General features: G+C 68.0%; 14 protein-coding genes. 2 read left to right on the forward strand and 12 right to left on the reverse strand.

Features of this window, described 5'->3' with window-relative positions:
* The first annotated feature begins 8 nt into the window (after positions 1-8).
* Complete coding sequence (locus HNP51_RS00580; protein WP_184265786.1) at positions 9-1,622, forward strand: alpha-amylase family glycosyl hydrolase; 1,614 nt, start codon at positions 9-11, stop codon at positions 1,620-1,622.
* A gap of 223 nt (positions 1,623-1,845) precedes the next feature.
* Positions 1,846-3,246 (forward strand): D-amino acid dehydrogenase, encoded by a 1,401-nt coding sequence (locus HNP51_RS00585; protein WP_260398267.1) that lies wholly within the window; start codon positions 1,846-1,848, stop codon positions 3,244-3,246.
* Between the two features lie 176 nt (positions 3,247-3,422).
* Here HNP51_RS00585 and HNP51_RS00590 read toward each other — a convergent pair whose 3' ends face one another.
* The 12 genes from HNP51_RS00590 to HNP51_RS00645 are packed head-to-tail and all read right to left on the reverse strand — an operon-like array spanning position 3,423 to position 13,098.
* On the reverse strand, positions 3,423-3,875 hold the full coding sequence (locus HNP51_RS00590; protein ID WP_184265792.1) for a chemotaxis protein CheE: 453 nt from the start codon (positions 3,873-3,875) through the stop codon (positions 3,423-3,425).
* Between the two features lie 10 nt (positions 3,876-3,885).
* Positions 3,886-4,476, reverse strand: coding sequence for a response regulator (locus HNP51_RS00595; protein ID WP_184265795.1), 591 nt, complete (start codon positions 4,474-4,476; stop codon positions 3,886-3,888).
* Positions 4,477-4,480: 4 nt separating this feature from the next.
* Positions 4,481-4,837 (reverse strand): hypothetical protein, encoded by a 357-nt coding sequence (locus HNP51_RS00600; RefSeq protein ID WP_184265798.1) that lies wholly within the window; start codon positions 4,835-4,837, stop codon positions 4,481-4,483.
* Positions 4,837-5,382, reverse strand: coding sequence for a chemotaxis protein CheD (locus HNP51_RS00605; protein ID WP_184265801.1), 546 nt, complete (start codon positions 5,380-5,382; stop codon positions 4,837-4,839). The genes HNP51_RS00600 and HNP51_RS00605 overlap by 1 nt, the downstream gene beginning before the upstream one ends.
* Positions 5,379-5,768, reverse strand: a complete 390-nt coding sequence (locus HNP51_RS00610; RefSeq protein ID WP_114815746.1) for a response regulator — start codon at positions 5,766-5,768, stop codon at positions 5,379-5,381. Before HNP51_RS00610 ends, HNP51_RS00605 begins: the two co-directional genes overlap by 4 nt.
* A gap of 11 nt (positions 5,769-5,779) precedes the next feature.
* Positions 5,780-6,820 carry a chemotaxis response regulator protein-glutamate methylesterase gene (locus HNP51_RS00615; protein ID WP_184265804.1) on the reverse strand — a complete coding sequence of 347 codons (1,041 nt, stop codon included), beginning with the start codon at positions 6,818-6,820 and terminating at the stop codon, positions 5,780-5,782.
* A complete protein-coding gene (locus tag HNP51_RS00620; RefSeq protein ID WP_184265807.1) occupies positions 6,817-7,683 on the reverse strand; it encodes a protein-glutamate O-methyltransferase CheR in 867 nt (288 codons plus the stop codon). The genes HNP51_RS00615 and HNP51_RS00620 overlap by 4 nt, the downstream gene beginning before the upstream one ends.
* Positions 7,680-8,153, reverse strand: a complete 474-nt coding sequence (locus HNP51_RS00625) for a chemotaxis protein CheW (protein WP_184265810.1) — start codon at positions 8,151-8,153, stop codon at positions 7,680-7,682. The genes HNP51_RS00620 and HNP51_RS00625 overlap by 4 nt, the downstream gene beginning before the upstream one ends.
* 5 nt (positions 8,154-8,158) lie before the next feature.
* A complete protein-coding gene (locus HNP51_RS00630; protein WP_184265812.1) occupies positions 8,159-10,492 on the reverse strand; it encodes a chemotaxis protein CheA in 2,334 nt (777 codons plus the stop codon).
* Positions 10,493-10,505: 13 nt separating this feature from the next.
* Positions 10,506-10,871, reverse strand: a complete 366-nt coding sequence (locus HNP51_RS00635; protein ID WP_184265815.1) for a response regulator — start codon at positions 10,869-10,871, stop codon at positions 10,506-10,508.
* Positions 10,868-11,149, reverse strand: a complete 282-nt coding sequence (locus HNP51_RS00640; protein WP_184265818.1) for an STAS domain-containing protein — start codon at positions 11,147-11,149, stop codon at positions 10,868-10,870. The genes HNP51_RS00635 and HNP51_RS00640 overlap by 4 nt, the downstream gene beginning before the upstream one ends.
* On the reverse strand, positions 11,149-13,098 hold the full coding sequence (locus tag HNP51_RS00645) for a methyl-accepting chemotaxis protein (protein WP_184265821.1): 1,950 nt from the start codon (positions 13,096-13,098) through the stop codon (positions 11,149-11,151). The genes HNP51_RS00640 and HNP51_RS00645 overlap by 1 nt, the downstream gene beginning before the upstream one ends.
* Positions 13,099-13,113: the final 15 nt, after the last annotated feature.

The following is a 13,113-nucleotide window of genomic DNA, read 5'->3' on the forward strand; positions in this document are numbered from 1 at the left end:
GGGACGACATGATCACCTCCCCTGCCAGATCCGGTCCAGACGCCCATCAGGAATGGTGGCGAGGCGCCGTGATCTATCAGATCTATCCGCGCAGTTTCGCCGACACCAATGGCGACGGGATCGGCGACCTGAAGGGGATAACGGCCCATCTGGATCATGTCGCGTCGCTGGGCGTGGACGCGGTGTGGATCTCGCCCTTCTATCCCTCGCCGATGAAGGACTTCGGCTACGACGTCGCCGACTATTGCGACGTCGATCCGGTGTTCGGGACCCTGGCCGATTTCGACGCCCTGCTGGCCAAGGCGCACGCTCTGGGGCTGAGGATCATCCTTGATCAGGTCTGGTCGCATACCTCGGACCAGCACCCGTGGTTTCAGGCCAGCCGACAGGACCGCACCAACGCCTTCGCCGACTGGTACGTCTGGGCCGACGCCAAGGCCGATGGGTCCCCGCCGAACAACTGGCAGTCGGTCTTCGGCGGGCCGGGCTGGACCTGGGACGCGCGGCGCGGCCAGTATTATCAGCACAACTTCCTGGCCGAGCAGCCGCAACTGAACGGGCGCCATCCGGCGGTGCAGGAGGCCCTGCTGGCGGTGGGCAAGTTCTGGCTGGATCGCGGGGTGGACGGCTTCCGCCTGGACGCCGTCAACTTCATGATCGGCGATCCGGGCTTGCGCAGTAATCCGCCCCTGCCGCCCGGCGGCAAGCGCACCCGGCCCTTCGATTTTCAGGACAAGATCCACAACCAGTCGTCCCCCGACATCCTGCCCTTCCTGGAGCGGGTGCGGGCCCTGACCGACAGCTATAACGCCCGCTTCACCGTGGCCGAGGTCGCCGGCGACCACGCCGCGCGCGAGATGAAGCAATACACCGCCGACGCCCGGCGGCTGAACAGCGCCTACGGCTTCCTCTACCTCTACGCCGAGCGGCTGACGGCGGACCTGATCGCGGCGGGCGCCGAGATGTGGCCGGGGGCTGAAGGCGAAGGCTGGCCTTCGTGGACCTTCTCCAACCACGACGCGCCGCGCGCGGTGACGCGCTGGGCCGAGGGCCGCGATGAGCGCCGACTGGCCGAGATGCTGATGCTGCTGCTGGTCTGTCTGCGCGGCAACGTCTTCGTCTATTACGGCGAGGAACTGGGCCTGCCGCAGGGCGAGGTGCCGTTCGAGCGGCTGGTCGATCCCGAGGCCATCGCCAACTGGCCCCAGACCCTGGGCCGCGACGGCGCCCGCACCCCGATGCCGTGGAAGGCCGACGCCCCCTTCGCCGGCTTCTCGACCGTTGAGCCCTGGCTGCCGATCGACGCGCGCCATCCGGCGCTGGCGGTGGATGTTCAGGAGGCCGATCCGACGTCGATGCAGCACGCCACGCGCCGCATCCTGGCCCTGCGCCGCGCCCATCCGGCGCTGCGGGGCGACATGACGGTGCTGACGACGGAGCCGCTGCTGATCTTCAGCCGCGAGGGCGGCGGCGAGACCCTGCTGGCCGTGTTCAACCTGGGGCATGAGCCGCAGACCTGGGAGCAGCCCGAGGGCTATACCGTTATCGACGCCGTTTATATGGGCGAGGCGAACACTCTGCCGCCGCTGGGCGGGGTTCTGCTCCGCAAACAGCTGGGCTGAATTCGCCCCGGATCTGGGTCAAGTCTCCCCCCACCGCTCATCCCGGCGGACGCCGGGATGAGCGGGATAGGGAATGGTCGCCATGCCGCGTCCATGAGAGAATTTCCGCTCAACTATCATCGAGTCCGCGCCCAACCGTTTCAATCTCACGCCATGTTGCAACGCACACGTTCCGGCAGCGCTCGACAAACGCAAAAACTGGTCTAGAGCGAAATCGGTTCAGATGCCTTCGCATCCGAACCCAGAATATTCGCTCCAGCATCTATCCTGGAGCCTGATTCACGGCGTCGGTGGAAGCGCGAAGTGCTTCCACCTCAACCGATCAGGCTCTAGGGAAACGGCGCGGGGAACTTCGCGTAAGGTCAAGACCATGAAGATCGCAGTCCTGGGCGCCGGCGTCATCGGCGTGACGACGGCCCACTACCTGGCCAAGGCCGGCCATGAGGTCACGGTGATCGACCGCCAGAGCGGCCCGGCGCTGGAGACCAGCTTCGCCAATGCGGGCGAGATCTCGCCCGGCTATTCCTCGCCCTGGGCCGCGCCGGGCATCCCGGCCAAGGCGGTCAAGTGGCTGTTCATGCGCCACGCCCCGCTGATTTTGCAGCCCCAGGTCGATGTCGCCACCGTGCGCTGGCTGCTGGCCCTGCTGAGGAACTGCACCTCGGCCCGCTATGCGCTGAACAAGGCGCGGATGGTGCGCCTGGCCGACTACAGCCAAGAGGTTCAAACCGCGCTGAACGCCGAGCTGGGCCTGGACTACGACCACCGCACGCAAGGCACCCTGCAGCTGTTCCGCACCCAGAAGCAGCTGGACGGCATCTACAAGGACACCGAAGTCCTGCGCGAAGGCGGGGTGCCGTTCGAGGTGCTGGATCAGGACGGCTGCATCCGCGCCGAGCCGGGCCTGAAGGCCACCCGCGACCTGTTTGTCGGCGGCCTGCGCCTGCCCAAGGACGAGACCGGCGACTGCTTCAAATTCACCAACGCCCTGGGCGATGTGGCCGAGGGGCAAGGCGTGACCTTCCTCTACGACACAGCCATCAAGGCCCTGATCACCGACAAAGGCCGGATCAGCGGCGTCCAGACCGACAAGGGCGTGATCACCGCCGACGCCTATGTGCTGGCGCTGGGGTCTTACTCGCCGCAGATGGTCAAGCCGCTGGGCATGACCCTGCCGGTCTATCCGGTGAAGGGCTATTCGATCACGGCTCCGATCATCAACGAGCCCGCCGCCCCCGTCTCGACCATCATGGACGAGAGCTACAAGGTGGCCATCACGCGCCTGGGCGACCGCATCCGCGTCGGCGGCATGGCCGAGATTTCCGGCTATAACAACGTCCTGCCCGAGCCGCGTCGCAATACGCTGGAGCACTCGGTGGGGTCGTTGTTCCCCGGCGCCGGCGACCTGAAGGCGGCCAGCTACTGGTCCGGCCTGCGCCCCATGACGCCGGACGGCACCCCGGTCATCGGCGGAACCAGGTTCGACAACCTGTTCCTGAACACCGGCCACGGGACGCTCGGCTGGACCATGGCCTGCGGCTCGGCCCAGGTCATCGCCGACATCGTCAGCGGCAAGACCCCGGACATCGAGACGGCGGACCTGGGGATCGCGCGGTACGGGTGAGCAACCTTCCTTCTCCCCTTGAGGGAGAAGGTGGCAGGCGGAGCCTGACGGATGAGGGGTGTGAGCACCGCCCATCCGATCAAGGCCGAACGTCTGACCCACGACATTTCAACCGTCGCGTCGACACCCCTCACCCGGCCCTGACGGGCCACCTTCTCCCTCAAGGGGAGAAGGATTTAGGTGCGCGCCTTCGCCGCCACCGACCGCAGACCGGCCAGCAGGGCGTCGCTGGTCGCGTCCGCCTGACAGCCGCCGGTCAGGATCATCCGCATGGCCTGAACGTGGACGGCGACATTGGGCCAGCTCCAGGCGCCGCTGGACTGCATCCGATCGGCCACGTCACACAGGCTGTAGCCCGCGTCATAAAGGGGGCCGGTATCGAAGAAGCCCGCCGTCGCCAGCAGGGCCGAGGCCAGCCTGTAGACCTGCGGCTCCGAGCCCGGCGCGGCGGCGGCGACGACCAGCTCCAGCTCGGTGATGGTTCCCGCGACCGTGACCATCACGTCGTCGCGGTGACGCTCCAGCCGCTCATTGGCGCGACGCTCGACGTCCGCCAGGGTCCGGCCGCCCGGCTGGGCCATCTGGCGGGCCAGGCTGGTCTTGATCTTCAGGGTGCGGGCTTCGGTCACTGAACGGTACTCACAGGGCGACGCGCTGGGGCTTCAGCAGCATGTCGATGTCGGATTGATCCATATTGGCTTCGACGGCGGCGCCGACGTGAGTGGACAGGTCGCCCTGACGGCGTCCAGGCATGTTCAGCGGCGGCCCGAAGTTGCGCACGCGGCGATCAGGCCCGACGTAGTTCTCGCTCTCGACGAACTCGCGCTCGTCGCCGGCCAGCCACAGGATGCGTCGCAGAAGGACGGCGGGGGTCAGGGGCTTGGTGACCACGAAGCTGACGCCGCAGTCTCGGCCTTCCTGCACCTTGGCCTGAGAGGCGTGGCCGGTCAGCAGCATGATGGGGATGAAGCGCAAGGGCGCCGGGGTCTCGCGCCGCAACCAGCGGGCGAAGGCGTAGCTGTCCATTTCCGGGTCGGAGCAGTCGATGACGATCAGATCGACGGCGCGGTTCTGGATGATGCGCACGGCGGCGGTGGCCGAGGCGCACTTGATCTGTTCCTTGACGCCGAAGCCCTGGAATACAGAGCTGAGCATGTCCAGCGCCTGCGGATTGTCGTCAATCAGCAGGACGATCGATTGCTCCAGATTGACCCGGTCGGCGGCGCTCATGAGATCAGTCGAACAGCAGCAGGTCGCCGGCAACGGCGGCGGGCGCGGGTTCCGACAGCGGCCTGCCTCGGAACGACAGCTCGCGCAGACGGTCGGCCATCTCGGCCAGAGGCAGGGCGGCCAGGGCGGTGTCCATCGGCTGATCCTCGGACAGGGCCGACGCCAGACCGGCCAGGGCGTCCACGCGCTGGCTCAGCACGTCAAAGGCCTGCATTCGCGTCAGGAAGGTCAGGCGCTGCTCGGCCGGAGCCAGGCGCAGCAGTTCGGACACCAGACCGCCGGCCTCGTCCACGCCCGCGCGGATGTCGTCCAGTTCGGCCGCGACCGCGCTCAACAGACCCTTGGCGTCGTATTGGCTCATCAGAATAGCTCCAGCGCACCGGCGTCGACGGGCGGCAGACGCGGCGGCGTCGGACGCGGGGCGACCGCATCCGTGACCGCGCGTTGCAGCGCCCGACCGGTCACCGGCCAGTAGTGTAGTCGACGCCCCCCGGCGCCCCTCAGGCTGGCGCCGACGACGGGAATGCCCTCGTCAGCCAGAAAGCGTTCGGCGAAGTCGGCGTTGGACGCGCCGACATCCTTGAGCGAGTCGAACATGCGGCCGCCGCCGAACAGCTTGGCCTCCAGACGGTCGCGACGACCGCCGGCCTTCAGCACGTCGTTGATCAACAGCTCCATGGCATAGGCGCCGTAGCGACGCCCCGCGTCGGTCCCCGCCCCCGCGCCTTCGGGCAGCAGGAAGTGGTTCATGCCGCCGACCCCGGCCACGGGATCGCGCAGGCACATGGCGACGCAGCTGCCGAGCACGGTCGAGAGCACGACGTCGCGATCGGACGTCACATGGTGCTCGCCCTGGCCGACATGGACGCGCCTTTCGACCGTCTGCTGATCGCGGGCGGGGTTCACGTCAGCGGGCCGAACACGCCTTCCAGCTTCTCTTTCAGCTGGGCGGTGGTGAAGGGTTTGACCAGATAGTTGTTGACGCCGAACTGCACGGCGCGCTGCACCAGTTCGCGGTCGGCGCGGCCGGTCAGCATGATGAAGGCGGTCTTGGACGTCGGCGGGTGGGCGCGGATGGCGCGCAGCAGGCCCAGGCCGTCCAGGTTCGGCATGTTGAAGTCGGAAATGATCAGATGCACCGGCTTGGTGATGGCCGCGCGCAGACCCAGCTCGCCGTCGGCGGCTTCGGAAATCTCACGCACGCCGATCTGTTGCAGGCTGTTGCGGATCAGGGAACGCATGGTCAGCTGATCGTCGACGACCAGGACATTGAGGGCGGAAGCGGCGGGCATACGAGTAGTCCTTACGCAACAGGCTTTGAGGCGGGGGCGCCGGCGGCGCACAGATCGAGGATGGCGGGGGCGAGACGGGGCAGAGACAGCTGGCGCTCGACGGCGCCCAGCTCGAAGGCGGCGCGGGGCATGCCGTAGACGACGCAGGACTGCTCGTCCTGGCCCAGGGAGCGGGCGCCGGCCTGACGCATGGCCAGCAGACCCTTGGCCCCGTCCTTGCCCATGCCGGTCAGGATCACCCCGGTCATGGGGCGGCCCAGACGGGCGACCGAGTTGAACAGGACGTCCACCGACGGGCGATGGCCGTTGACCGGGTCGGCGGCGACCAGACGGCAGCGGCTGCCCGACACCTCCAGATGGGTCTCGCCGCCGGGGGCGATATAGACGTGACCGGGCATCAGGGGGGCGCCGTCCACGGCCTCGGTGACGGTGGCGCCGGACGCCTTGTCCAGACGCGCCGCGAAGCTCTTGGTGAAGGTGGCGGGCATGTGCTGCGTCACCACCGTCGCCGGACAGTTGGCCGGGAAGGCCGACAGGATGTTCAGCAGAGCTTCCACCCCGCCGGTCGAGGCGCCGATGGCCAGGATGTGGTTGGGGTCGGCGCGATAGGCGCCGTCCACCGCCTTGGCCTCGCGCGTTTCCAGCGGGCGCACGCGCGAGCGGGCGGCGATCTTCACCTTCTCGGCCAGGTCGCCGAAGGCCTCCTGGGCCGAGACGCCGGGGGCGGGTTTGGCCACGGCGTCGACCGCGCCGATTTCCAGCGCCGCCAGGGTGACGTCGGTGCCCGCCTGGGTCAGGGTCGAGACCATGACCACCGGCATGGGCCGCAGCCGCATGATCTTTTCGAGGAATTCCAGCCCGTTCATATTGGGCATCTCGACGTCGAGGGTGATGACGTCGGGGTTCAGTTCCTTGATCGCGGCGCGGGCCTCCAATGGATCGGCGGCCGTGCCGACCACGGCGATCTCGGGGTCGCGGCGCAGGACGGCGCTGATCAGGCTGCGCATGGTGGCGCTGTCGTCAACGATCAGGACGCGCACAGGATGGCTCATGCGCGGCCTCCCAGGCGATAGGCCGTCAGGCCGCAGGTCTGCAGCTGCGCCGTCGCGGGGCCGCTGACGCGCTCGGAGTGGCCGATGTAGAGGGTCGCGCCGGGGGTCATCATCGGGGTGAAGCGGCTCCAGACCATTTCCTGGGTCGCGTCGTCGAAGTAGATGACCACGTTGCGGCAGAAGATGACGCCGAACTTGCCCTTCATCGGCCAGTCGCCGATCAGGTTCAGCTCGCGGAAAGACACCAGGCGACGCAGGGTCGCGTCGGCGCTGAACTGGCCCGGCGAACCGGGGACCGGGGTGAAATGCTTGCGGCCAGACGCCGGCACCGGCGACAGCAGCTCGTCGGAATAGATCCCCGCCGCGCCCTCGGCCACCATATTGGGGTCGATGTCGGTGGCCAGGATGCGCACGTCCAGATCCGCCGCTTCCGGCAGGACGTCCAGCACGGTCAGAGCCATGGAATAGGGCTCCTGTCCGTTGGAACAGGCCGCCGACCACAGGCGCACGCGCCCGCCGGCCCGCGCCCGCGCCGCCAGTTCCGGCATGACCTGATCGCGCAGGTGATCGAAGTGGTGCGGCTCGCGATAGAAGCGGGTGACGTTGGTGGTCAGGGCCGCGGTCATGGCCTGACGCTCGTCAACGCCTTCCACGCCCTCGATCAGGGCGCAGTAGTCGCGGAAGCTGCGCAGACCCAACACGCGCAGCCGCTTGGCCAGGCGTGAGTAAACCAGCGCGGCCTTGCCTTCGCTCAGGGCGATGCCGGCGTAGGCGTGCAGGGTTTGGGCGATGTGGCGGAAGTCCTCGGCGGTGAAGACGAACTCGCCTTCGACCAGGGATCCGCGCCCGGCGGCGTTCGTCATGCGGCTTCGGCTTCGCTTTCGGCCGGCAGAACGTGCTCCAGATCAATCAGGCTGATCATGCGGCCGCCTTCGACGGCGAAGATGCCCTTGACGAAGGTCTTCACGTGGTCGCTGGCGACGTCGGGCGTCGGCTGGATCGTCGAATCGGTCAGTTGCACGATGTCCGACACGGCGTCGACCAGCAGGCCGACCAGACGCTTGCCGATATGGGCCACCATGATGACGTGGCGGGCGGTCGGCTCGGCCGTGGCCAGGCCGAAGCGGGCGCCCAGGTCGATGATCGGCAGGACGATGCCGCGCAGGTTGATCACGCCCTTCATGTAGGAGGGCGAGCGCGGCAGCGGGGTCGCCGGGGTCCAGCCGCGGATCTCGCGGACGTTCATGATGTCGACGCAGAATTCCTGCTCGCCGATGCGGAAGGCGATCAGTTCCCGGTCAGTGCCGGCGACGTTGGAAGTGACTTCGGTCATGTTACTCAGCTCGCCATCTTCAGTTCGGGGCGGTTGGATTTGCGGCGCCCGGCGGTGACCAGGGCGTCGATGTCGAGGATCAGGGCGACGCTGCCGTCGCCCAGAATGGTCGCGGCGGAGACGCCGTCGACGTGGCGGTAGTGGGTTTCCAGGCTCTTGATCACGACCTGGCGCTGGCCGTTGATGGCGTCGACCAGCAGGGCGGCGCGCGAGCCGGCCTCGGTCTCCACGATCATGACCACCCCGCCCGTCAGGGTCGTGGCGTCGTCGCGGAAGCCCATGACGCGGCCCACGTCCACCATGGGCACAAACTCGTCGCGGAAGCGGATCACGGCGTCATGGCCGCCGACGTGGTGGATGTCTTCCACGCGCGGGGTCAGGCTTTCGACGATGGCCGACAGGGGCGCCACCAGTGTCTGTTCAGCGGCTGACACCACCATGCCGTCCAGCACCGCCAGGGTCAGCGGCAGGCTGAGGGTGAAGGTCGAGCCCTTGCCGGGGTTCGAGCTGATCGAGATGCGGCCGCCCAGGGCCTGGATGGAGCGGCGCACCACGTCCATGCCGACGCCGCGACCCGAAACGTCGGTGACGGTCTCAGCGGTCGAGAAGCCCGGCAGGAAGATCAGATTATCGACTTCGTCGTCGGTCAGCACGGCGTCTTCGGCGATCAGGCCGCGATCAACGGCGATGCCGCGCACGCGGGGGCGGTTGATGCCTTTGCCGTCGTCGGAAATCTCGATGACGATCCGGCCCGAGCGGTGCAGGGCCGCCAGACGCACGGTGCCCTCGGCGGGCTTGCCGGCGGCCTCGCGCTCCTCGGGGCTTTCCAGCCCGTGGTCGATGGCGTTGCGCAACATGTGGGTGATCGGCTCGGCCAGGCGTTCGACCACGGTCTTGTCGACCTCGGTGTCCTCGCCTGCCGTGACCAGACGCACGCGCTTGCCGGTCATCTCGGCGACTTCGCGGACCAGGCGCGGCATGCGCTGGAACACCGACTTCACCGGCTGAGCGCGGATGGCCATGACGCTGTCCTGGATGTCGCGCGTCAGCAGCTCCAGGTCTTCCAGACCCAGGGCGATGTCGGACGAACGGGCCAGGCCGCTTTCCATGACGCGTTGGGCCAGCATGGCCTGCTGGATGACCAGCTCGCCGACGACGTTGATCAGACGATCGACGCGGTCGAGGTCGACGCGGATGGTCACCGGGGCGACAGCAGCAGGGGACGAAGGCGCAGCGGCGGCCGGAGCGGCGGGCGCGACCGGCTTGGGCGCGGGAGCGGCCGGCGCGGCGACGGGAGCCTGAGCGGCGACGACCGCCGGCTCAGGGGCGGCGACGACCGGAGCGGGCGCAGGCGCCTCGACCGGCGCAGCGGCCTTGGCCAGCAGGGCGGCGATGTCGAACTCGGGCTCGGCGGGGGCGGCGTCCAGAACCGGCAGGGGCGGCAGATCGGCCTCGACCGAAGCGGGTGCGCCGCCCAGGGCGGTGATGCTCAGGTCGCAGTCCATCTCGACGAAGTCGAAGACGTCGCGGACGGCGGCCTCGGAGACGTCGCCGGTCAGGACGATGGTCCAGATCAGATGGGCGTCCTCGGCCTCCAGCGCCTCCAGCGACGGCAGGCCGCTGGCGTCCAGCTCGACCGAGGTCTGGCCCAGACGGGTCAGTTCGCGCAGCAGCAGGCTGACGTCGTTGGCGCTGGCGTAGAGGCGAGGATGCGGACGGAAGACGATGCGCCAGCCGGCCGCCGACGGCGCGGCCAAGGGCGCGGAAGTCAGCGCAGCCAGGTCCGGCAGGTCGAGCGACGGCAGCTCAAGGGAAGGCAGTTCCAGCGACGGCAGTTCAACGGGCGCGCCAAAGTCGGCCAGATCCAGCGTCAGGGGCGTGAAACCGAAATCGTCTTCGTCGGCAGCAGCGGCGACGGGCGCGGCGGCCGCGGCGGCGGCGGCCTGACCGTGGGTCAGGACTTCCAGCTCGGCGACCAGACCCGCCGAACGCGCAGCGTCCACCGGCGGGGCGACGCCCTGGGCGGCACCGATGTGGTCGGCCAGGACGTCGGAGGCGCGCAGCAGGGTCTTGATCGTGACGTCGTCGCATTCCTTACGGCCCGAGCGCAGCTCGTCCATCAGGGTCTCGAAGACGTGGGCGAAGCGCACCAGGTCTTCCAGACCAAAGGCCCCTGCCCCGCCCTTGACCGAGTGGACGGCGCGGAAGACGGCGTTGATCGTCTCGATGTCGCCCTCGCCGTTTTCCAGCGCCAGCAGATTGGTTTCCAGATCGCCCAGCAGTTCGCTGCACTCCTGGAAGAAGGTGACCTTGATGGCCTCGAACGGATCGTCGCTCATAAGTCTGGTGTCCTCAGGCCGCAACGCGACGGACGGCGTCGACCAGCTTGGCCGGGTCGAAGGGTTTGACGATCCAGCCGGTAGCCCCGGCCTCACGGGCGCGCTGCTTCTTGGCGGCGTCGCTCTCGGTGGTCAGGACCAGGACCGGCGTGGCCTTGTGGTTGGGGTCGGCGCGCATGCCTTCGATGAAGCCGAAGCCGTCCATACGGGGCATGTTGATGTCGGTGATGACGATGTCGGGGTTTTCGGCCCGCAGCACCTCCAGACCGTGGACGCCGTCCTCGGCCTGAACCACGCGATAGCCCGCGCCCTTAAGCGCCAGCATCAGCATGTCCCGCATGGTGCGGGAATCATCGACAGTCAGGATGGTCTTGGTCACGCGAGTTGTCCTTGCGGAGCGAGGTCCGCGGCGGAGGCCCCAAAGGCGCTCCATTGCGAGGCCAAGGCCTCGGAAACATTGATAAAGGTCAAGGCCTGACCATCGGCGCGCCAGGTGGCGAGCGCCGACAGCAGGACCTGAAGGCAAAGCCCGCCCAGACGCTCGACGTCCGAACCGTCCAGGGTGGTCTCCTGGCCGCGCACGGCCAGGAGTTGCGTCTTCAAAGGCTCGGCGGCGCGTAGATCAAGCACCGCCGGAAGCGAGATCGCGACCGACATCAGAACTCTTCCCATCCATCTTCGACCGCGAGCGGTGCGGGCTTCAGCGCAGCGCCGCCACGACCGACCGTGCGCATGGCCGCGACGGTCTGAGCCACCGGTTGCGGCGTACGAGCCGGCGCCGGAGCGTGAGGCGGGGCCGCCTTGCGGGCGACCGGAGCGGCGACCTGGCCGGTGCGGAACTGCGACACCGAGGCGGCCAGGGCGTCGGCCTCCTGCGACAGCGAGTGGCTGGCGGCGGTGGACTGCTCGACCATGGCCGCGTTTTGCTGGGTGACCTGGTCCATCTGGTTCACGGCGGTGTTGACCTGTTGCAGGCCGGTGGCCTGCTCCTGGGCCGAGGCCGAGATTTCCGAGACTAGGCCGTCGATTTCCGCCACGCGGCTGACGATGCGTTGCAAGGCCTGACCGGTCTGACCGACCAGGTTGACGCCCGCGCCGACCTGCTGACCCGAGGCCGAGATCAGGATCTTGATCTCCTTGGCGGCCTCAGCAGAGCGTTGCGCCAGGGCCCGGACTTCCGAAGCCACGACCGCAAAGCCGCGACCCGCATCACCCGCACGCGCGGCCTCGACGCCGGCGTTCAGAGCCAGAAGGTTGGTCTGGAAGGCGATCTCGTCGATGACGCCGATGATGTTGCCGATCTCGGTCGAAGAGCGCTCGATGGCGTTCATCGCCGCGACGGCGTCGCGCACCACATTACCACTCGTCTCGGCGTCGCCGCGCGCCTGCTGCACCACGCTGGAGGCCTGACGGGCGCCGTCAGCGGTCTTGTTCACGGTAGCGGTGATTTCATCCAGGGCGGCGGCGGTTTCTTCCAGCGAGGCGGCCTGCTGCTCAGTGCGGCGCGACAGGTCGTCGGAGGCCTGCGAAATCTCGCCGGCGCCAGAACGAATGGCGGCGACGTTGGAGACGACCACCGAAACGGCCTGCTCCAACTGGGCGATGGCGGCGTTGAAGTTGGCCTTCAACTGCTCGGCCTTGGGGGCCACAGCGACCGTCATGCGATGCGTCAGATCGCCTTCGGCCATGGCCGACAGACCCTCGCCCAGCGCCGTGATGGCGACGCGGTCTTCCTCGGCGGACCTGGCCTTCTCGGCCTCAACGCGAGCACGCTCTTCTTCAGCGGCCGCGCGTTGGGCCACGGCCTCGGCTTCCAGACGGGCGTTGGCGATGGCGGCGTCCTTGAAGGCTGTGACGGCCGAGGCCATCTGGCCGACCTCGTCCTTGCGGCCCATGGCCGGAACGATGATCGAGGTGTCCCCGCCAGCCAGACGACGCATGGCCGACGTCATCGACAGCAGCGGCTTGCCCAACAGGTTGGTCAGCAGGAAGGCCATGGCGGCGGCGATGATCAGGGCCAGGACGACCCCGCCGATCAGCACCATCCGCACCGACTTGGCGACGGAGTCCTGAATCTCGCCGAAGACACGGCTCTGCTGCGACTTCTCATCAACCAAAGTCTCGAGGGCGTCCTCGGCCGGGCTGATGTATTTGTCGGCCACGCCTTCGCGGCCGACCATGGCCACGGCCTGGGCCTGCGTCGCCGGGTTGCCGGCGAGGACGCGGCCCGCCTCGACAACGTTCTTGGCCCATTCGTCGGCGGCGACGCGCGCCGCGCGGACTTCATCGTCGCTGGTGCGATCCAGTTGGGCGATCCGGTCCAGGCTCTTATTGAAGTTTTCCCGGTGCGCGGTCAGTCGCTCCAGGTAGTAGACGTCACTCGACAGCAGGAAGCCACGATAGCTGCTTTCCTGGCGCGCCAGGTAGAATTTAGCCGTCTCGGCTTCTCGCTGCACGGCCGACGCCCGCACCCGGTCCATACGCGCTTTTTCCAGCGCATTGACCTGCACGAAGACCGTCACGCCCATGATGGCGATGGCGGCGATGACGACCGCGAAGGCCGCCATCAGTTTCTTTTCGATCTTCAGATCGCTCAACATGTTCATTGGTCTTCTCCCCCC

This window comes from Brevundimonas bullata (assembly GCF_014207965.1).
Lineage (GTDB): Bacteria > Pseudomonadota > Alphaproteobacteria > Caulobacterales > Caulobacteraceae > Brevundimonas > Brevundimonas bullata_A.